Annotated in this window: 15 protein-coding genes and 1 pseudogene; 6 read left to right on the top strand and 10 right to left on the bottom strand. The window is 38.1% G+C overall.

The features are described from left to right. Nucleotides 1-18: 18 nt before the first annotated feature. From DXA05_RS18420 to DXA05_RS18385, 9 genes and pseudogenes are all read right to left on the bottom strand, one after another. Nucleotides 19-300: an HU family DNA-binding protein gene (locus DXA05_RS18420; RefSeq protein WP_309574077.1), complete on the bottom strand. Its 282-nt coding sequence runs from the start codon at nt 298-300 to the stop codon at nt 19-21. Between the two features lie 16 nt (nt 301-316). After that, a complete protein-coding gene (locus DXA05_RS18415; RefSeq protein ID WP_128859474.1) occupies nt 317-2,926 on the bottom strand; it encodes a hypothetical protein in 2,610 nt (869 codons plus the stop codon). A gap of 29 nt (nt 2,927-2,955) precedes the next feature. Further along, nucleotides 2,956-5,487 carry a hypothetical protein gene (locus tag DXA05_RS18410; RefSeq protein WP_128859473.1) on the bottom strand — a complete coding sequence of 844 codons (2,532 nt, stop codon included), beginning with the start codon at nt 5,485-5,487 and terminating at the stop codon, nt 2,956-2,958. 28 nt (nt 5,488-5,515) lie between these two features. Further along, nucleotides 5,516-7,531: a hypothetical protein gene (locus tag DXA05_RS18405; RefSeq protein WP_120080104.1), complete on the bottom strand. Its 2,016-nt coding sequence runs from the start codon at nt 7,529-7,531 to the stop codon at nt 5,516-5,518. A gap of 28 nt (nt 7,532-7,559) precedes the next feature. Beyond that, entirely contained in the window at nt 7,560-7,853 is a 294-nt protein-coding gene (locus DXA05_RS27890) for a FimB/Mfa2 family fimbrial subunit (RefSeq protein ID WP_284515618.1), read from the bottom strand. After that, nucleotides 7,823-8,533: a FimB/Mfa2 family fimbrial subunit gene (locus DXA05_RS18400; protein ID WP_284515615.1), complete on the bottom strand. Its 711-nt coding sequence runs from the start codon at nt 8,531-8,533 to the stop codon at nt 7,823-7,825. Before DXA05_RS18400 ends, DXA05_RS27890 begins: the two co-directional genes overlap by 31 nt. Nucleotides 8,534-8,818: 285 nt before the next feature. Beyond that, a pseudogene (locus DXA05_RS18395) lies at nt 8,819-10,398 on the bottom strand (Mfa1 family fimbria major subunit). Between the two features lie 59 nt (nt 10,399-10,457). After that, on the bottom strand, nt 10,458-11,762 hold the full coding sequence (locus tag DXA05_RS18390; RefSeq protein ID WP_120080072.1) for a DUF3868 domain-containing protein: 1,305 nt from the start codon (nt 11,760-11,762) through the stop codon (nt 10,458-10,460). Between the two features lie 4 nt (nt 11,763-11,766). Further along, on the bottom strand, nt 11,767-12,336 hold the full coding sequence (locus DXA05_RS18385) for a DUF3575 domain-containing protein (RefSeq protein WP_120080074.1): 570 nt from the start codon (nt 12,334-12,336) through the stop codon (nt 11,767-11,769). A 268-nt stretch (nt 12,337-12,604) separates the two neighbouring features. On the opposite strand from DXA05_RS18385, the gene DXA05_RS18380 reads away from it, so the two are divergent. After that, nucleotides 12,605-13,519, top strand: a complete 915-nt coding sequence (locus DXA05_RS18380; protein ID WP_120080076.1) for an AraC family transcriptional regulator — start codon at nt 12,605-12,607, stop codon at nt 13,517-13,519. A gap of 187 nt (nt 13,520-13,706) precedes the next feature. On the opposite strand, the gene DXA05_RS18375 is transcribed toward DXA05_RS18380, so the two are convergent. Further along, nucleotides 13,707-14,927: a site-specific integrase gene (locus DXA05_RS18375; RefSeq protein WP_120080106.1), complete on the bottom strand. Its 1,221-nt coding sequence runs from the start codon at nt 14,925-14,927 to the stop codon at nt 13,707-13,709. A gap of 563 nt (nt 14,928-15,490) precedes the next feature. Here DXA05_RS18375 and DXA05_RS18370 point away from each other — a divergent pair. The 5 genes from DXA05_RS18370 to DXA05_RS18350 all read left to right on the top strand — a co-directional run bounded on the left by DXA05_RS18370 (nt 15,491) and on the right by DXA05_RS18350 (nt 21,173). Beyond that, a complete protein-coding gene (locus DXA05_RS18370; protein ID WP_128859472.1) occupies nt 15,491-15,976 on the top strand; it encodes a hypothetical protein in 486 nt (161 codons plus the stop codon). 95 nt (nt 15,977-16,071) lie between these two features. Continuing rightward, nucleotides 16,072-18,396: a sensor histidine kinase gene (locus tag DXA05_RS18365; protein ID WP_128859471.1), complete on the top strand. Its 2,325-nt coding sequence runs from the start codon at nt 16,072-16,074 to the stop codon at nt 18,394-18,396. A 307-nt stretch (nt 18,397-18,703) separates the two neighbouring features. Beyond that, on the top strand, nt 18,704-19,030 hold the full coding sequence (locus DXA05_RS18360) for a hypothetical protein (protein ID WP_128859470.1): 327 nt from the start codon (nt 18,704-18,706) through the stop codon (nt 19,028-19,030). Next, nucleotides 19,027-19,608 carry an HNH endonuclease signature motif containing protein gene (locus DXA05_RS18355; protein ID WP_004327163.1) on the top strand — a complete coding sequence of 194 codons (582 nt, stop codon included), beginning with the start codon at nt 19,027-19,029 and terminating at the stop codon, nt 19,606-19,608. Before DXA05_RS18360 ends, DXA05_RS18355 begins: the two co-directional genes overlap by 4 nt. Continuing rightward, nucleotides 19,605-21,173, top strand: coding sequence for an N-6 DNA methylase (locus tag DXA05_RS18350; protein WP_004327162.1), 1,569 nt, complete (start codon nt 19,605-19,607; stop codon nt 21,171-21,173). The genes DXA05_RS18355 and DXA05_RS18350 overlap by 4 nt, the downstream gene beginning before the upstream one ends. Nucleotides 21,174-21,356: the final 183 nt, after the last annotated feature.

Below are 21,356 nucleotides of genomic sequence, written 5' to 3'. Positions count from 1 at the left end.
TTAGTTTAACCTGTTTCTTTACTCTAATCTCATTTTACTTCCGGGGCGGAATTTCACTTGTCGTTTGGCCGGAATCAGCATTGAGCCGCCTGTGGCAGAATTATGCCCGTTGCGTGCTTTCCGTTCCTGAACGACAAAACTGCCGAAACCGACTAAAGTGACACTCTCTCCTTTATGCATTGTTTCCGCAATGGTTTCCATGATTGCATCTACTGCATTCGTAGCTTCGTTAAAGCTCAACTGACCTTTAAGGGCTACTTCTTTGATTAGTTCTGATTTGTTTATATTTTCATAATTTATAATTTACACGACAACGTCATTCACGCACACACCGCACTGATTGGGCTGCATCCCAAGAACCCGTATATGCAGAAAGTTCAATTTCTGACGATGTAAACATAAGACATTCAGCCCACGCCATTGAACCATCGTTACTGGGAGTAGCCCATTTTTGTGGACAGGAAGTCCAATAATACCCATCAGTAAGAAAATAAAAGGTGTTTTTTACGACTTTTGCACTTGTAGCAGGATAATAAGCCTTTTTACGACGTTCAGCATCATAATAAAAACAATATCCCATATTATTTTCATAAGACATGGAAGAATCGTAATACAAATTATCTAATTCAGAACCTACACCGGATTTATAAAAAGAAGCGGCAAAGTCTGTTTGCGGAACCATATACCCCAGCGGGCAGGGATCATAAATTGTTTTTACAGCCTCAACTTTATAATCCTGGACAGGGACTCCCCACAAGTTATAAAGTTCTTCTGAATAAGGTATCCATGTATCATTGTAACGATCCTCCATACTACCGTGTAGTATACATTCTATAAACTTCTCCGGATTCTGAATAGCATACTGAAGCCCTGAAACATTCGGATTCATCACCACATTTTCCAACTCTATTTGTTTATCACGTACATTATAAACCAGAGCATCCTTTCCCTCTGTTAATGACACTTTGCCAATCATAGGATCTTTACGTCCCCATTGATAATGTAAGCCAACCGATTTAATCGAATTAGTTTGGACAGATGTAGCTCCCAAATTACGATCGAGTACATAATACTGCTTTCCACTATAAGTCCGGTCATTCGTAGGTATCACATATTTTTGTTCTTCCGGTTGTTCTGTACACCAAATATGCCAACTCCAAAGACATTTCGCATTTTCTGCATTAGGATCGTTATCATCATATACAGCAATCAAGGCATTGCCACTTCCTGTTCCTTTTACAAATTCAACTCGGTTTGTTGTCGAATTAAATGCAACCTGCGTTATCAACCCTTCCATATCCTGCCAAATTAGTTTTGCAGATTTAGGATGAATCTCCGCACCACCTGCCTGTGTCAACAGATTATCATCGGCATCCCTAAAAGTTCCCACATCAATAATACCTCTCACACCGACTCCCATAACAGTAGCGTCAAACGAGTATTTTCCTGCATAGGGAGATACAATATAACAATTGGAAGTCCCTTCCTCGTCCAATACATTCGAAGTCCCTATCTCTGATATTGGAATATATCTAGTCATATTTCCCATTTTCACTTCTAAATAGCCACCATCAAATCCCTTCCCTGTTGTACAATAAAACTTCCACGAATAAATATCTCCACTAAGCCAATCAATACGTTGCGAACGATTGTCGTTATATGCATAATTATTATCTACTTTAATTACATTCTCTATTTTCTCATCATAACGCCATAACTGCAAATTAGATGTAGGCATAGTCGTTTCTTTGTCTGGTTGAACAACCCTTATACTACGAAAGATCAATTTATCCAAAAGTGCCTCATCTGAATCATTGTTATATAAATCGACATTTACCAATGAGACCGGATCTGAAATTTCAGATAAAAGTTCAACTGCTCCCCTACTAAAATTCATTTGATACTGCCCGTTATATTCATATACTCCTGTCCATGAATTATCTACAGAAACTGTATATTCCAAATTACTACCCGGCATATTTACCGCATCCTCTACATAAGAATAACCATCAGAACGCACGCTAGAAATATTGAAAGTATATCGGCATCCATGTTTGACATCTATGTACTTACCAGCAACTTTATCATAAAAATCGAGCCGATAATATTCTTCTTTATTGGTAACATTATCTTCTACAATAATTATCACTCCCATCCGTTGAGGACTAAAAACAGTTTCCTGAAGTGTTTTACCTCCTGACATGGCAGTATGATCAGAGCATCTGTATTCTGATATTAACGTTTCTGCCGAACTTATACCTAACGAAGATAAAGTATAAGCATAAGACAGTTCCCCAACTTCCGTATATATATCATCACCATTAAACAAAGATATATAACGAGGTTCATTATAGCAGACAATCTTGTTTATTGTCTTATTTATACCAGAAGACAAATTTACTCTAACGGCAGCCATTCGACGATCCATAACACAAAGATTGGATGCATTCTCCTTCCATACCAATGAGCCACTAAAGCACATATAAAAATTACCGGAGTCAGACAAGCCCTGAATAGGACTGACTTTAGCTTTCTGCAAATCTTCTTCCGAAATAGAAGAATTACCGACACTAGCATTTAGTAATACGTAAACACGATCATTCGTTTGCGGAGTAAAATCATCTGTAAATTTCAATAATGGGGAAGCTGTTGAATTTCCCAATATTGCCCTGGAATTTCCATCTTGATAATATACAGGAGTACTCTTTAAATTATCACCCCTATATACAAATAAAGTGTAAAATGAGATTTCATTCTGCCATTCAGAAGCTATCCCACGCACCTGGACATCCTGCATGCCCACAATAGACAGTTGTATTACATTTTTTTGATTATCTCCTTCCGCAACAGCAGAACAATCATCTTCGCAACTTCCTAATCCCAAACTGCCTAATAAGAACAAAACTATATATATACATTTTTCCATATCTTATACGTATTTATCATTCCCAATAATCAATCTTCCCGCACACAACGTATTGGTAATCCACGTGCTGTTCCCATGTCATTATCGTAAAAATCAATCCACTTTCCATTATACCACCCAAAAGTCATACTTGTTGTTGTCATTGGAGAAGCAGTCCAATATTGTAGCCCATTATCATATACAAAACTATAATCGAAATCAATTACACCCGTCATTGGGAAAAACAATTCTCTACCAGGCTGTATTACTGAAAAATAAACTCCCGTATCTTCCATACGGCAATTTTCAGTTAAATAATAGTCCTTTCTCAAATTATAAAAAACAATATTAATAGGCACCCTATATCCATAGGGGCAGGGATCGTATATAGATTTACCTGCTGTTATATCTCTACCTTCCCATCTATACGGACTGAAAAATGACCAGGCAGTTCTTATATCAGTCCCTTTACTAAAGAAAGACATGGGATTTAGAATACCTTCACTTAATGAAACTCGTTTTAATTCATGCAAAGCAGAAACCTTCATCCCCAAAACGTCAAAGAGAGGTTTACCTGGCTTCTCAAACGGGTCTTTACGTCCCCATTGGTAATACAGACCATAAGAATTATCACCTACAGCATCCGAAACAGCCCCTATATTCCGATCCATAAACGTGTAAATCGTACCTCCGGACTCTGAATGAATATATCTATCTGAAGGACGAGGAGCACACCAAATATGCCAACTCCAAAGCACCTTTGCATCATTTGCATTAGGATCTACATTATCATACACGGCAATTACAGCATTTCCAAATCCCTGACTACCCGAAGTTATGAATTCAACCCTATCATTATTGAAGGCAACTTGTGTAATTAATCCTTCTGCATCTTGCCAAAGCAACTTTGCCGATTTAGGAGCGATTCCTGCTCCTTCCGCTTTAACCATTTGTGTTCCATCAGCTTTTTCAAAAGAATAATCGGGATTCTCATGAGAAGGATCATGAATAATTCCTTCTGCCCCATTTCCCATAATAGCCCCATTGAACGAATAAGTTCCTACTTTTTCTGCAATATAACAGTTGGCATAACTTTCATTGATATCTAATGCTACGGTAGGAGCAGGCTCCACAATAGGTAAATAGCGTACAGAATTTCCACATGAGACCTTGAAAAAGCCACCTTCGAAACCTGATTTATCCTTCGTTGTAATAGCTAGTTTTATTCCAAGTTCGTCAGCTGACACAGCACTACTACTTATAGAAATATGATTATCATTATTTGTTCTTTGCAGGCTTCCATTAGTATAATCCCATAATACCACCCCTTCTTTATCTTGTGTTATTTCAGTCTGTTTGTCAGCCTTTACAATAGAAATACTTATAGTTTTGTCAGGCCTGCCTGAAGTTGAAACTGTAAAAACAGAAGTCGGATCAGTTATATTCGGCAATAAGGCTACTTCCCCCTTACTTACCGTAAAGCCTTCACCCGGGACATCGCCATTAATATTTATCTCTTCTCTCCAGTCCAACAAATCCATATCAATTTCTACATCATCCACACTTAGCACCCTTACGTCCACTGTATAAATATGATTCCTCAATATTCGATAACTATCATTTGTTTTAATGGGAATAACGCGTTCAATCGTGCGATTTTCTCCTGTTTCATTATTCCACAAAGAAATCCTGACTTTCAAAGCTGTAACATTCGTATTTTCATCATAGTCTGATTCATTCTCTAACCAGTTCTCATAAATATAGCGGTCATAAGACGTCTCCGTTACCTTATCAACATTTACCCCGTCATCTATCGGTAACTCAACGGATGATAATAAATGAGAATTTTCCCAAGAAATCCACCAACCAAGATAACCTAAGGTACAATCTATATATTTGTGATATACGTCATTCCACCAACCATTTGCAGCAGGATTACGGTGAGTCTCAAAAGGTGCAAATGGACGAATACACGAAGGCATATGAAGTATTTGAGTCTCTACCTGATTAATATTCCATGCCCCTAGAACGGAGCGTTTTGTAGTACGAACCACGGTTCGTAACTTAGCGACTCCACGAAGTAAATGTACATCAGCCTCAAACTCACGACCACCGCCCCACCCATCTCTTATTGTCCCTATCCCGGACATATATAACGGAGTTGTCAATTCCTCCTCTGAAGTGACATCAATCGGATATTCTTGATTTGCCCACACATAAATATTATCTCCATCTCTAAATGTACCAACAGGCACTTCAATACTTGCCCTATATATACTATCCTCATAAACATAGGAATCAAGATATATTGCTCCATTCCGCGTAGAATAGAAATTTCTATAATGGTCACTATCATAATTTCCTATTTTTACAAACAAGTCTTTTATCTCATTTTCTTTTTCTAAAGCAGTGCTGCGTGTATTAGAGCCTACAACTTTAGAAGAAGGCACTATGACTTTAAAAGTAAGCCTCTCCATTCCTTCCGGTATGCATGAGGTGTCTCCATTCTCATACACAGAAGTACATGAGAATATTAAACAGCTTACAAAGCATAATATTAGATATACAATGTACTTTTTCATACTATATATTTATTCTGTTATTCTTAGTTTATTCTTTAACGCAACGTACAGAACGTCCGTCTGCGCGCCAATAAGTCGTCCAGTCCTGCCTTATCGTGTTCAAGTTCAATAAAAGTCCATAACATTCATTAGTTGAGGTTGAGCCGGCAACCGCAGACCACTCAACTATATTACCTAAACTATCAACTCTACCAGTTTGTGGTCTACGATACCCTGTACACGGAAAATAGCCAGCATCTGGATGAACCAATCCATATGAATAAAATAGCCCCCCTTGCAATAATCCTGTCCATGGCTGATTACCGGGCACACGCCATCCTACAGGACAAGGATCAAAAATCGTTTTTGTATTTGGTAGCCACAAAGTTCGATTTAACAACGACATAGAATTTGTATACCAATCACCAGGTGAAGTAATAGCAATAAGAAAACGAGCGGGCTGGCGAATAGCTTCAACTAAATTTTCAGACGTATCAACTTCCTTATAACTCAAATTTGTAGTACCCGTCAGGGTATATAACATTTTTTCTTGATCCGTCCAACCTTCTGATGCAGGAAAAGGATCTTTACGCCCCCATTGATAAAATAGACCTTTTACTCCACCGTCAATTGTATATTCATTAGTCATAGCTCCCAGATTTCTATCCATCCAAACCAAATTATTAAAAAACTTCTGTCCTTCTGTTACATTTGGTTCATAATCTGTACACCAAATATGCCAACTCCAATAAATCTCGCCGTTTACTTTCATCGCAACAACCGCATTTCCCTCTTTTGCCGTCCTTACCTGCAAATAAGCCCTCTCGCGCTCCGAAGCATTGACTACCGTTACTCCTTCGTCCGCAATAACTCCTTGTTCATCTTGCCATACGAGTTCTGCCGTTACGTCTCCATCCGGAATTGGAATATTGCCAAACTCTGCTTGTTGAGCCCATATCTTATATACGTTTTCAGTAGGAATATCCACCCTTCCGCCCGGAGCTACCATATAACAATTCGTCATCTTAACTTCTCCCTTCACCTCTTCTGCTTGTGGCGGAAGATACTCCCATGGACACACTGTCAGATTTAGTTCAAACTTAGCTATCTTTTGAGTAAAGCGGCAAAAAAGTTTATATACATGGTTACGTTCTATTTTTTCTAGAATTTCGCCCTGTGGATAATTGTTATATCCACCCAACTCGACCCGAGCATAATCATCATATCCCGTTTCATATCTATAATGGAAATCTAAGGATAATTTATCATATATACACTCCATTTCCGGAACATAAAAAGAATATAATAATTCTCCTTTATCATCAGAATATACTTCTTCTCTGATTTCTTTTCTGTCCATAAAATAGATATTATCGTAACGGTTATCCGGCACTCGGACAGGCGATATAAATCCAATATCTGATATACGATCCACTCCTAACTCTTCAATATAAAGCCTGTTTTCCCAGTAGTTTTCATCCTGTCCAATTTCCCTCCTCATATAAACATCTACCCTCGCAACAGCCCGGTCTACTTGCAGATTGATTGTTTGTGTCGTCCCTTCCAATGCGTCCACTCCTGTCAGTTCTCCATACATCGGCAAACAATAATCATTATAGTAGCCCATTATATTAGGATTCCAATAATCCATTATATCACGTCTCCTATATTGTATTTCAGCCAAATCACCCGGATGATCCACTGCTTCCAATAAAGCACGGGAATCCATATCCGTTGGCTCATTTACAATGGCATAAAACGTTTTACCAGTAGCAGCCTTTACTAGAAATATCGGAGTAACGTATACACCATCATTTATATTCAAATCCGACCAATAATACATCTTATCTAAAGTAGAACCATCAAAAACGTAAAGACGTAACCGGTTGATACGCGTTTCATTTTCGTTCAATACTTCAGGATCATATGTAGCACGTGTACTGATACTCATATTCATTCGCACCTTTCCTGGTTCATCCGACAGAACTGCACGTTGTTCATCATTCACACATGAGAAACAAAGCAGCACAAGCCACATCATCCATTTATATTTTGTATACCTCATATCCATTTGCTGTTATAGTTCGCATTTATTAGAGATCTTCACCTTTCAACCAGATAGTCCAGCCGTTAATCACAATCTTCGTGGAAAGGAAATTCAATAATTCCGGATTATAGAAAAAGACTATCGCATACTCGCTCTGCCGGTCGAGATATTCCTGTGCCGGAATATTGTGCCCTTCCATTTTTGTAAGCAACAGGTAAGGTATCAGGTCAACCTTCATCAGTTCCTTGCCGTCCGACTTGCGTGTAAGCGTCAGATATACTTTTTTATGTTCGAGCAGGCGCATGGTATTCATTTCCGCCACAATGCCCACATCTTCCACTTTTTCCAAATGATAGGCTGATAACTAATCACGTCGTCATCCAGCAAGTCATTATTCCAGTCATAATATCCGTTGTCCGCATGGATTTCGAACAGGCAATCACTCATATCCAGTTCTTCTCCCGGACCGGACTTTTGCAAGATAAAGCGGAATTTATTGGTATCCTTTATCAGAGAGACCATTTCCGTCTGTTCCTGTCTGCCGGTAAAGTCGACAGTCTTCACCTCGCCATACCAAAGCGGGTTCAGAGCTTTATTGTGCACCAATGACTCTTTCCGTTTCATTCTTACCCTCAAGTCTTCCAATGTTGATTTCCCGGCAACCAGTTCCGGCATTTCAAAGTCATCGCTCACTCCCGCCCAAGCGGCTATCCGGTATTCACCGACCGGAAGCGGCAACGGCATACGGTAGCTACCGCTGCCCAAAGTTTCTCCCTGCTCGCTCTTCTTCATGATAAACGTACCTTCCTTGTCAAATACAAACACGTCGACACGATTCACTTGAGCCGCAAAAGCGTCGGAAAACTCCATGTTATAGTCATACCGGAAACGAACATACAACTGACATTCCGGTAGTGTCTCATCAATGGATGTGCAGGAAAAGAGTACAAGCAATAACAACAGGCAACTTCCATAATTCATCCGTCGGACAGCACCTTTTGTATTCATTATCTTTCTCATAATCTATGGGTCTATTTATTTTTCTAGTTTCATATATAGTGTGGAAAAGCGACTTTTGCCTTTCTCGGAATAATCTGCTTTAGTTGACAAGTCGCGAAACTTGCCTGTATGGTAAAACCTGTTTTTATCAGTTTTTTATATCAAGGTCTTGATTCACGGAAATAAGCCTCCGCCGGCTGAACAAAAACGAAAAGAGGAAAAAAGAAGGCGTCACAAGACAAGCTGCGCCGTATCATAACGCCTTCTTATTATTTTAATTGTTATTTTAGCCCAATATAGTTATCACTACAAATCCACTCCCTGACTCCAGGTAGTCCATGGATTTATCGTAATACTTACAGAGAGATATGCTTCAGCGTCATCATCATTCTCACCTGGTTTTTCAGGGTCAGTAGGATCTGTGGTATCAGGAATCCAAGGAGTACCCGGTTGCTTCACACTGTTGATAGCCAATGTGTACCAGTTGTTACGTACGACACCATATTTGCCAAGTGCCATTGTAGCGGTGATTGCATCGTCATGACGAATCAGGATGTTATAGTAGCATACACCTTTCTGGAAGTATTCTACACCTACGGTTTCACCGGCATTTGCATCAGGCTTGGAGTATTCACCACCGTTCGCAATAACGTCCAGTTCGGCGAGAGTAATAGCGGCAAAATCAGCACCGACAGTTTTGCTTTGTTTAATAGCGGCAGCGGACATACGTGCATAGAACTGGTCACAAAGAGTGATGAGTTGTGTTTGTGCCGCATTTGCTGTGCCGGCTGTTGTTGCATCTTTTGCAATATTATATACAGTCTGCAAATCAGCCAATGTCTGATAAGTGACACCCAAAAGGCGGAACCAGCTTTTACCCACTGTAAATGAATTAGGAGTGTAAACCGCACTTGCTACGGCAGCTGTAGTCTGTGCCTGGGTTTGTGCGTCGGCAGCCATTGTGTTCTCAAGACAGTATTTGCTATCCGTCATAGCTGAAAAATCAGCAGGCAAAGTTCCGTCGTCAGCAACTTTCAGATAGTTGAACTGTGACACATTGAATCCTGCCAGTTCGTAGTTCGAGTCAATTCTATAATCCGCATTGGTAGAACCTCCGGCAGGCATTACGATTTCAGCATACGGGAACATGCTCTTGTTGGTAACATTCAATGCCCAGTTGCCGAATGTACAAGTCACTCCTGCAGGAAGCTTGACGCCGTCCGGATTTGTTCCTAAAGAAACTTTGGCTACGACACGGTCTACATGAATAAGTGAACGGTCAGCTTCGGCAGCGGCAATCGCGGCAGTAGCATCAGCAATAGACGTTCCATCAACCACCTTTACATTAGCTGTCACCAATGCTCCGTTAGCCGGATTTGCATTGTCGCCGGCATTAATCATCATAAAGTTGTCCTTTGTTGCTCCAATCACTTCGTCAAGTGTCTGCTCTACCGCACCGTTGATGACAGACCAGGAAGCGGAAGCCACACAGGCAGCCTTGAATTTGTCACTCGGATTGACTACTGCCAGTACTTTGGCGGTAGTAGAAGGAACCTTGAATGCTGTTCCTGTCCCTGTTGCAGGATTACCGCCTGCATTCAAAATATACTCGGCCGGAGTCAATGTCTTTGTCTCCAAACAAACGTCCGATGCATCAAACAACGCAAGGAGTACTTCGTGTACATTCTGTTCGTCCGCTGTTCCGTGGTTTTCTCCCGGAGCGCGTGTTCCCGTACTTTTAGGCATATCTACAACTACGGACATATAAGCTCTCTGCCGTCTACCGGCAGCTGGTCTTGTCCGCCGGTTGTCATCTCTTCATCATTACTACATGCTGCCATCGCCAGTCCGACAAACAGCGTTAAAAAAGATTTGTCCAATTTCATTGATTTAAAATTTAATGAATACTAAAATGTTAATTACTAAGTATAAGTTTCAGATTATATTATTCAGCTTTTATACCTTCCAAACGTTTCAGGTACACCCGCATCGCGTCGTAATCTCCCATTTCCCAAGCCACGATAGCGGCGTTATTGTTAGCTATCCTGTCACTCGGAAAACGGTCAGCAATCATCCGGATAATCCTGTTGTATTCGTCCGAACCTTTGCCGTAGCTGACTGCGACCTGATACATTTCGTTATGGTTCATCTTATCGGGACGTGTTCTGATGATTTCCCGTCCCTGCTCTACAGAGAACGGAACCACTGTATAGCTGACTGTATATTCCACTAAGCGCAGCTTCGGATATACCTCTTGCAATAAGGCATTATATATTTTTCCGCCATCGATAGCTTTTATCTTCGCATCGCGCGCATCCGGTTCGGGAGTCTGCCCGATAATATCGAGTACTTTCTGCATATAGGAAGGACGGTATTCGCACAACCATGCAGCTAGTCCCTCCCAGTTTTCCGGTACCGAACGGCATTCTATCATACTGTCGTCCACCTTATAGGCATGTTTCAGGTTTTGTACCAACGCTTTCGCACGTTGTTCGGAAAGGCGGGCATTGGCGTCATAATTGCCTTCCGGCGATGAGTAGCCCACTATCTTAATCCGGGCAATACGATAGTTATCATCTTCACGGATAGAATCAATGGACGAATGGATTTTAGCCAGTTCGGCAGGATTATTCATATAATCGGCAAGCAATGCCGACTGGTTCACTTTAAAATTAAGATATGCACTGCGGGTGAAAGAACGGCGTTTCTCCTCTGCCTGTGCCACCATTATTTCCAGATTCGGGCGTTCCACTACCTCTTTGAATAAAGGAAGCTCCGCAACGGGATCATTACCCAGTGCTTCTCCGCAACCTGCGCATCCCTGTAATTCACGGAATATCTCGACACGTGCTCCGGACATCCACTCCTGTGCCGGAACTGTTTCGTTATATTCTAACAACATATCCCGTTTCCTGTTAAAACGAATCATTTCCTGTCCCTCTCCCGCAGCCGGTTCTTTGCCATACAGACTTTCTTTCCGCTTGTTCATGCGATAACGGTTTCTGCCTGCAATGCAGACTGAAGGCAGGGCGAGCGTATCGTTTTCCGACCGGCTGATTATCAAAGGAGTGATTATCATCTGTCGGCGTGAAGGAAGCTGCAGCGTGCTGCAATCCATATTAAATGAGACTTCCACTTTGTCATCGCTTATTTTCCGGGCAACGGCTTGTCCGATATTTATCTCCTGGGCATGGGCGGAAACTGCGCCTAGCAGTCCCAAGGTCACGTATATACAGATTCTTTTCATCATTAGCCTATTTTATAATGTATATGATACTCACGGCAGCTTTTGTTGGGCCGAAGTAGTTTTTCTTCTCACTTTTCTGAATGGTTCCACATGTGGCACAAGGATATTTGGAATGATCCAACCGCGCATATCCGACTCCAAGTACAGCCTCCATACTCCAGCGGTTGCCGAGCAGCCACTGATAACCGTAGGATATTCCGCCGCCCCACAAATGTCCCTGATAACGGTGACGTTCCATGTTATCACTCAAAAATGACATTCCGCCCACATTGTATTTGGCGTAGTGTCCGTGCAGACCCAGAAAATGACCGTTGAATTTCTCACAAAGCCAGTAGCGAAGTTCCGGCTGTACACCCCAGTGACGCAGACGCGTTTCATCATCAAACTTCCAGGGGTTATAATTTCCGGATAAATCGAGAGACCATTTCTTGCCCAAACCTATTTCCAGCCCCAAGTTCATTGTAGTAGTAGCGTCATAAAGCAAATTAGTCTTTACTGCAACCTTTTGGGCGTAAGAGTTGTCCGTATTACAAAGTAGTATTCCCAAGACTCCGATTAAACATAGATATTTCTTCATGTCGTCTTATTATTTATTATTGCTTTTGTTTCATCTCTATTCCGTAATAGAGATGAAACAAAAGAATACAAACAATAAAAGCCTGATTAACAATGATTTATATCACATAAAGCACCCATATAACGTTTCAGTATCATGACAAAATGAATCATAGCAAACAAAACAGAAAATAATATTCTGATATATAATTCATTAAAAATACAGATACTGAAACAATTGTGAAACAAACAGATAGGTAACAGACCAAACAATCAAAACAGTTATTGCCATGGAAACAAAACTTATGAAAAGCGAATTGCTGTACATCGAAGAACACCTGTCATGCCAAAACTACATGACAACGATTGAAACCGGATTCAAGTATCTTGAGTTCGATAAGAACACAGAATTTGAGGAAGACACTACAAGTAAGAATTATCTTCTATTCTTCCTGAAAGGTGATTTCACCATAACTTGCAACCAGTTCCACAACAGGTCGTTTCATGCCGGAGAGATGATACTCATCCCCCGTTCTTCCCAGCTGAAAGGAATTGCGGAAACCGGTTCAAACCTGCTCTCCATGTTTTTCGATATGCCCGAAGGAAACTGTGACAAGCTCATATTGCAATCTTTATCAGACCTTTGCGACAACATTGAATATGACTTCTCACCGATTAGAATACACTACCCGCTGACACCGTTCCTCGAAGTGCTGACCCACTGTATCAAGAACGGGATGAGTTGTGCACACCTGCACACCCTGATGCAACGGGAATTCTTCTTTCTCCTGCGCGGATTTTATGAAAAGCGGGAGATTGCAACCCTGCTTCATCCTATCATCGGAAAAGAAATGGACTTCAAGGATTTTGTCATGCGCAACCATACCAAAGTAGATAATATAGAACAGCTCATTTCACTATCAAACCTGGGAAGAAGCCGCTTCTTTTCCAAATTCAACGAGGTGTTCGGAATGACTGCCAAACAATGGATGCTGAAACAAAAGAACCAGAGGATACTCGAAAAAATGACCGAACCGGGAGTATGTATAAAAGACGCCGTTGAAGAATTGGGATTTGATTCGCAGAGTAACTTTAACCGTCACTGCAAACTATATTTCGGATGCACCGCCAAACAGTTAATGGAACGCTGCCAGACCGAAAACAGCCTTATTTATGAGGATAACCACGCGACGTGTACAAAATGAATAAAAAAATGTACTTTATGACAATTTATATTATAAAAAAATAAGCTTACTTTGCAGCGTGAAATAGTTCAAAACAACAAAGAGATTTTAATATAATCTCTATTACGGAATAGATTACAATACCGCAAAGATAAATAAAAATATTATATCTTCTAATTTTCAACGGATTATATTACAAATTTTCATTTCACTTGGATAAATTTGTAACCATGCTGTTCACCTGATTAAGCATGGATACATCGAAATCTTTCAAATAGACACGTGTCATTTCTTCCGACGTGTGACCAAGTCCGGCACTAATCACAGAAATTGGAGCTCCATAGTCACGGGCAAGAGTAGCCCAAGTATGTCGTGCGGTGTACGTCGTCAACGGAACTTTTATATCAGCTACAACAGCGATTTTCTTCAAATGGCGGTTGATACGCCCTAACGCCAGACGGTATTGTTGGTATCCCGAAGCATATTCACCGCTGATGATCGGAAAGAGATACTCATTTTCTGTCTTGTATTTATCAATCAAGCCCTGCATCTGCGGAGTCACCGCTATGCGAATCAACTGTTTCGACTTATGACGAGAATAGGTCAGCACACCATTGCAAATATCAGCCTCCTTCAAAAGGACAATATCGACAAAAGCCATTCCCTGCGCATAAAAGCTGAACAGGTACAGATCGCGGGTAAATTCCAGTTCCGGTTCATTTTCCAGATTCAAATCCGCCAAATTCTGCATATCCGTCCGTGACAAAGCACGCTTCACCGTTTTCGCCGGGCGGGTCTGTGCCTTCGCAAACGGATATTCGCCACGAGGATGATAACCGTCCGCTACCGCCTGGTTGTACAGGGAACGCAAGTTGCGCAGATAATAGCTTACCGTATTTCCGGAAGAGCCGTTACTATACAGGAAATCCTCGTATCTCCTGACGAACGCCGAATCGACCTCCGACATCCGGACATCGGGGCGGCTTATAAATTTTGCCAACGACGAGCGGGTGCTCTTGTAGGCCGCAGCCATTCCCACTTTCTTCAGTTCCTGCTTACGCTCAATCTGCGCATTGATATATCGCAATAAATAAAACTGTGGTTTTCCTGTACCAAAAGCACTTTGAGCCAGAATATCCTCCACTGTAAATTCTTCCCTTGTCCGCTCAAGCTGCCTGATCCGTGTATCAATCCGATTCCGCATCTTCCGCAGCTCGCGGTTCATTTTCACGACCTCTGTAGCCGTAAAAGTAGAACCTACGCCATTCATAATCTTCCCTTCCAACTCGTCAAACACCTCTTCTTTCATCCGGTAACCTGTATACAGTAATTTTTTTCTCCGATTGTGGATCACCTGAAATACTAAAGGGTAACTGCCATTATTCAATATCCTGCTCTTATTCAGCATAAGTTTCACTGATGTTATCATATCTTGCTTTTTTTGTTTGAGACGTAAAAGTACGAAGTTCACCTTACTTATCAGAACTATTTTTCCGCCTGTTACGCAAGAAACAAGAAACGGAATAAAAAGTTTTTCCACTTTAAGAATAGTTATATGATAAATATAGTTAAAATACACGTTCTAGTAATCAGTATATTTTTATTACATATTTCCAATATGCATACGCATAAATTAGAGATGTATACTATTTATGATATTTCATTATATAATATAAATATTTCCGCTATTATTCATTTTGAAAAATTAGAATATTAGGCATAGCTTTGCACTATGGATTTTAGGGAGCCGTCCGTTCCTTTAAAAGGAAGAGATCCTTCCTCGGTGTGCAACGGGTCGTTCCTTTTAAAGGAACGGCCCGTTGGTTTTAAAGGAAAAACCGGCATTTGTAACCATTTGAATTTCAACTTCTTACCGAATTAGAATTCCGTCCCCGTAACCCATGGGATTTTTTCCAACAAACACGACGGAATCTGCCGCACGAAGCGGCAATCAGTATACAACAAATTTCAACAATTCAAAATTCAAATCCCATGGTTACAGTCACGTTTGCCATCAAGCCATATCTGGCGAGGTATATGTATGTCCGGTACGGACAAAGTTTAGAACTTCAATCGCATAACAATCCGCCTTCAAGGCTCCCCATCCCGATCCACCTCTCCCACCTCACTCCCATTTATCACTTCTTGCATCAATTATCCGTTCCTCATCCGCAAGGCGTCTCCTGGAAAGAGACAGGAAATATCACTTTTGTTCTTCCCAGCCCAAGGCGAGGGAAGAATCCGGAAGTTTATAATTATTTCGGTCAGGACAGCATCTTTATTATCGAAAAGGAAATTGAGGTGGAAATGAAAGCGGAGCTTTATTCGTTCCTGTTGGAAAATAAGTTCAAAAACGGGGTGATGTATATAAAGTCGATGCATGAGTTTGTGGTAAAGTATGATATGGCGGAGTCGGTGGAAGAGGAAAGTTTGATGAGAGGGTTTCAAAGGTGGAGAAAGAAAATGAAAAAAGAATAATCAATTCTATTAATAAACAATACTTTTTTCATAGTTATTAAAAATAATAAGAGAATTAATTGTATTTTTGCTCAATCTAAATTAAGTATAAGATTATGTCTCAAATACCTTTTACTGTTTCTGCAAGAACTGCTAAGCTCATTGGACTAGAAAACTTCTCCAATGCAGAAGGAGCCATTATTGAGTTAGTAAAAAACACATATGATGCAGACTCCCAGTATTGTTTCATACTTTTTGAGAATATAGGCACCCTAAATGCTACAATTTACATTATTGATTTCGGATGTGGTATGAATGATACAACAATACAAAATTGTTGGATGACAATAGGAACTGATGATAAATTATTTAATATAAAATCAGATAATGGCAGAATAAAAACTGGAGCTAAAGGTATTGGACGATTTGCATTAAATAGATTAGGGAATTACACTACCATGTATACTGTTCCTGAAAAAAGTGATATAGGATATAAATGGACTGTAGATTGGAGTTACTTTGATAAACCAGGTATTACAGTATCAGATATTTACGCATCGATAAACAATATTGATCCGAAAGATGTAAAAAGCAAAATTTATCACTTAATTGAAGAAAAAAAAATCATAAAAGAAATTCCACCATTCCAAAATGGGACTGTTTTAGAAATAACACAGTTAAATGATGTTTGGGATATAGAAGCAATTAAAAGCTTATCTGCAAACCTAGAAATTTTAGTTCCTCCTTTTAATACAGAAGAGTTTTCAATATTTTTATATTCTCCTTTTACGGATTTAAAAGGTAAAATAAATAAAAGCGAAAGCGATGATTATGATTATAAAATCTCTTCATCTTATAAAGCTGACAAAGACCAAACTCTAATTATCAATATAACTCGAAATGAATTAGTTACTTCTGCTCTTGAACAAGAATATAAAGAATTATTCAAGTATGAAACAATGCAGAAATACCCCTATACACTCGAAGATTTTAAACATAAAACTATTACTATAGAAACCCAATTAAACAAATTAAAGGGATTTAGCAATATAGATCATAGTTTATTGGATAAAATAGGCAAATTTCATTTTGACTTTTATTTTATAAAAAATACAATTTCGGATAATATAGGAGAAGATAATTTACAAAAATACCCATATAAAACCTTTCAAAGTTCAGTAAGAAAAAACTGGTTAAAGAAAAATGGGGGCATTAAGATATTTAGAGATAACTTTCGTGTTCGCCCATATGGAGAAAATGGACAAGATTGGCTCAAATTAGGTGAAAGGCAAGCACAAAGCCCTGGTGGTGCCGGACAAAAACTAGGTGGATATAGAATACGTCCTAACCAAATCGCAGGAGCCGTACAAATTTCACGAATTGATAATCCATATTTTCAAGACAAGTCAAGTCGTGAAGGATTACAAGAAAACGATGTTTTTAGTCTGTTTTCTAATATCATTATAGAAATAATCTCTTTCTTTGAGAAAGATAGGAATACAATAATGTATTATCTATCACAATTATACGAACTAAAAAATCCGAAAGGAGTAGCCCGAAAAAAAGCTGATGCTCTTATAAAAAATGATTCCGAAAGTTCCGACTCTCCTCAAGAAGATATTGATTCTTTAAAAGAAGGATATAAAGTAGCAACAGAAGAGCTAGAAGAAAAAGACAATGAACTAAGAATGCTTAGAAACTTAGCTAGTACAGGATTGATAATTTCTTCTTTTGCGCATGAACTTAAAAGTTTGGCAGGCATTCTATCTTCAAGAACAAACGATTTGTCTACCGTATTACATCAGTATTTAACAGAAGAACAAATGAAGGGAATTATTAAATTTGAAAACCCTTTTTATTTACTAGAAATAATTCAGAAAGAAGATAGAAACATCAAACATTGGTTAGATTTTGCATTAAACTCATTAAGAAAAGACAAAAGAAAAAGAAAAAAAATTATTTTATCAACTTACTTTGACTTATTTAAATCAACATGGATAGCAGCTGCTACTGATAGTAACATCTCTATTGAATTACATAATTTAGAAGAAAATAATTTAACATCAATTAAAGCTCATGAGGTAGACCTGGACACTATTTTCAATAATCTCTTAACTAACGCTTTTTATTCAATAAAAGAAAAGAAAGATAAAGTCAACAGAAGATTAGACATAAAATGCGTAGTAGAAGATGATTTAGTACATATAATTTTTCAAGATACAGGTCTAGGACTTGCAGAAGAATACAAACATAATCCTGAAGAAATTTTTAATTCATTTGAATCTTCCAAAAAAGATAGATTAGGAAAGCAAATTGGTACTGGATTAGGTTTATATATCGTTAAATCTATTATTAGTGAATATAACAATTCTGCTATAAGAATTGTTAGAGATATAGAAGATGGTTTTGCCATTCAAATAACATTTAAAAAAGCAGATTAAAAATTATGAGCAAAAAATATAGAATAGGGTATTTAGATGAAGATGAAGCTATCAAGCCAAATTTTATCAAGCTTTTAAAAATGAATTTGATATTAAAATTCTGCCCATAGAAAATATTAATAATGTCTATGACGTTTTACGTTTCATTAATGATGAAGAACTAGATGCATTAGTCGTAGATTATCGTTTAGCTGACTCTGGACAACTAACATTTAATGGAGATAGCGTAGTTGACCTTATCAATTCACAAAAAAAATACTTTCCATTAGTCATGCTGACCTCCTATGCACAGGACGCCATAGCACACATGGAAGACGTATATATTGTTAAAGACAAAGAGGAAATTGAAAGTTCGGCCAATCTTTTTTTAAAGCAGCTAGAAACTGCCATAGATAGATATCAAACAAAAATCATAACAGCCGAAAATAAAATAAAAGAGCTAAGTGAAAAAAAAGTTTTATCTATTCAAGAAGAAGAAGAATTACTGCGTTTACATATTTTCATGAATGAAGTCGATCCGGAAGCTAATCAACTACCAGCAAGTTTATTAACGTCAAGCGCTATCAACAATATCTCTGACTTAGTAAAGGAATCCAAAGAACTACTATCTATTCTCAAAAAGAACAAGGAATGAAATTTAGAGAAACAACACCTAAAAGACAAAATATAACAAAAGAGGTATCCGACTATCATGAACATAAAATTAATCTCCAGAAAGATTTTCGTGGGCATTGTGGATATTGCAACGATAGAGATTGGCCTAGAAGAGAGTTCTTTGAAATAGACCATTTTGTACCTAAAGTAATGTTGACTACTATCAAAGATACTGATTATTCCAATCTTGTTTATTCTTGTCGTTCATGCAATAATGCGAAAAGAAAAAAATGGCCAACAGGAAAAGAACACATACATAATGATGGGAATCAAGGTTGGATAGATCCGTGTTGTGACGAATATGATAAACAATTTGAACGAGAAGAAAATGGCAAGATTATACCTGTTACACCCCTAGGCAAATGGATGTATGATGAGCTTAAACTTCATAAAAGACAGCATCAAATATTGTGGAACATAGAACAATTAGATGAAACGTTAAAAGCTCTAAAACCATTCATCGACTTTCCTGAATCTTTAGATTCCTCAATTTGTATCAGAATAATTAAAATATATAACTCTCAACATAAACTGTTAGAAGAATTATACAAGATATGAATAGTAAGAAAAAAACAGGCTCATACTATACGCCATTAGATTTAGCAGATTTTATTGTTCAACATTTAAAACCATCTTTGAATGATACTAATTCTATACTTGAACCAAGTGTAGGTGACGGTGCGTTCATTAAAACTATAATTGCAAACAATATTCCAGTAAATCAAATCTCAATAGTTGATATTAACGATGAGCATTTTAAAAATATTCAAAGTATAATCCCTCAAGAAATTAACATAAATACGTACAAAGAAGACTTCTTAGAATACAATAATGAGAACAAATTATTTTCATTAATTATAGGAAATCCTCCTTATATAAAAAAGAATCTATTGCAAAAGGCCCAAATAGACTCATGCAAATCTATTCTGACAGCAGCGGGGCTTAAATCTTCCGCAAAAAATATATGGACAGCTTTCTTTATAAAAAGTATATCATTGCTGGATAAAAATGGAATACTTGCTATGGTTCTACCTGCTGAATTACTACAAGTAAGTTTTGCAGAAGAGCTGCGTCATTATATTCTTAACAAATTTCAAAGAATAGAAATTATTACATTTGACAATTTGTTATTTGAATGCAAAGGGCAAAATACAATCATATTTATCGGATATAAAGAGTCAAAAAACAACGGCGTCTATTTTTCAAATATAGAGAACTTATCCGACAAAAAATTAACACTTAATCAGAACAATTATATCACACATAGTCCTTTTAAATGGAGTCACCATTATCTAGATACTGAAGACTTACAGTTTATTGAATTATTATGTAAAAAGATTAAGCTCATTGGAGATTATTGTGAAACTAAACCCGGTATTGTATCAGCCGCCAATAGCTATTTTATAATAAATGAAGAGACTGAAAATAAATTTCATCTACATAAATATACTCTCCCTATTCTACAAAGAGGACTATTCGTAAATGATGATATTATATATACCAAAGAGGCATATGCTAAACTGATAAAAGAGGGAAAGCCATCTAAAATATTATGCTTCACAGAAGATAATACTAAAAACATCAATTCTCATGTACAATCATATTTAAATATTGGTTCGCAAATGGACTTTGTTAATGGTTGGAAATGTAGTAAAAGAAAAATCTGGTATATAATACCCAATATATCAACTATTCCAGACGCCTTCTTTTTTAAAAGATGCCATCAATACCCTAAACTATTGATAAATGAAGCGCAAGTTTATGTTACAGATTCTGCTTATAAAATTTGCATGAAGACAGGATTCGATTTATCCAGTTTTATATATTCATTTTATAATACTTTGACTATTGTATGTTCTGAATTATTCGGAAGATATTATGGTGGCGGTGTTCTTGAACTTATACCAAGCGAGTTTAAGCGTCTACCTATTCCATATGTAGCCATTAACGAAAAAATATTTCAACAATTCTACAATAGGGCAAAAAAGGCAGCAAACATAACAGAAATATTACAAGAAAATGATAATTATATATTGAAAGATAATTTAAAATTAACAGAAGAACAAATCATTAGATTACAAAAAATCAGAACTCAATTATATAACAAAAGACTAAAATTATAATTTAAAAGGTAAGCTCCCGATAAAGTACCCCGTATAAAATATAGAATCACTATATAAATCTAATAAGTTTATAGCGTAACCATTCTATTTTCCGCCTTGACATAAGTTGTTAGCCGCCATATCTTTGCGCCGTAACCTTTAACAAGAATGATTATGGCAAAAGAAAAAGTAAACTATCAGGAG

The sequence above is a fragment of the Bacteroides sp. AM54-2NS genome (genome assembly GCF_003602935.1).
Lineage (GTDB): Bacteria > Bacteroidota > Bacteroidia > Bacteroidales > Bacteroidaceae > Bacteroides > Bacteroides xylanisolvens.
This window is presented reverse-complemented; position numbering and strand designations above follow the sequence as displayed.